The sequence below is a fragment of the Heyndrickxia coagulans DSM 1 = ATCC 7050 genome, assembly GCF_000290615.1.
Classification (GTDB): domain Bacteria; phylum Bacillota; class Bacilli; order Bacillales; family Bacillaceae_C; genus Weizmannia; species Weizmannia coagulans.
This window is the reverse complement of record NZ_ALAS01000143.1, coordinates 1-876: the sequence shown is the minus strand read 5'-3', so window position 1 is coordinate 876 and position 876 is coordinate 1. Positions and strand designations below refer to the sequence as shown.

Here is an 876-nt window from a genome sequence, read left to right as displayed (position 1 = left end):
CAAGTAAAGCACGGTAGCCGAAAGTGTACAAAAAGAGTGTCTTGGAATACCCGATATTTAAACCTTGTCGAGAAAAACTTGACACATACCCGAGCGGAAGAGACAAATAGCGCTAAGAGAACAAATGCGCAGGCAGGAGAAAATGGAAGCCTTGCAACAGGCACAACTTGAAGTAGAGGCCTTTCAAAATCGGCTTGAGATACTTTTGTCCGTTCACAAAGAATGCAGTGAACCCATTAATTGGAAAATACTCTCGCAACAAGCCCCGCCGTTTGAAAAAGGGCAACCTGGACCAAATGAACAAGCAGCCAGGAAGAAACTAGAGGCGTATGAGCCAGGCTTCTTTGAAAAACTGTTTCACCGCGATAGCGACCGGAAAAAACAGCTGCAGAAAGAAGTGGAAAAAGGAAAAGCGCTTGACGTTGATTTATATGATGAATGGGAAGCGACGAAGGAGGTTGCTGAAAGGGTTCTCGCCGGTGATCCCAAAGCCTATAAAATGGCTATTGAAACGATGGCGCCTTTTGATGACATTGTCGATCTGGGCAGCGGTTTTGATTTTCATTTTGTGGATCAGGACGTCGTTGAAGTGACGTTTCACGTTGAACCCCAAGAGGTTATTCCGAAAACGGTCAAATTATTAACAAAAACAGGTCGGCTTTCACAGCGGAAAATGGGGAAAACGATGTTTTATGCGTATTATCAAGATTATGTATGCAGTTGTGTTATCCGGGTGGCACGAGATTTATTCGCTCTACTTCCTATTCGGACCGTCGTCATTCATGCCTGTTTAGTGCAAAATGAAAGTACAGAGTTCTGCAACAAAAAAGTGCAGAGCTTCATGGCATAAAAAAAGGCTTGCCAGCTCCTAAAATT

At 43.8% G+C, this 876-nt stretch carries 1 protein-coding gene; it reads left to right on the top strand.

Annotation, left to right across the window (positions count from 1 at the left end):
* Nucleotides 1-142 precede the first annotated feature (142 nt).
* The gene (locus IC21_RS07450; protein ID WP_155116796.1) at nt 143-850 is read left to right on the top strand and encodes a hypothetical protein; all 708 of its coding nucleotides are present in this window, start codon (nt 143-145) and stop codon (nt 848-850) included.
* Nucleotides 851-876 lie beyond the last annotated feature (26 nt).

Excerpts from the sequence above, each read along its gene's own strand:
- IC21_RS07450 (WP_155116796.1), top strand. The coding sequence starts at position 143 with ATGGAAGCCTTGCAACAGGCACAACTTGAAGTAGAGGCCTTTCAAAAT.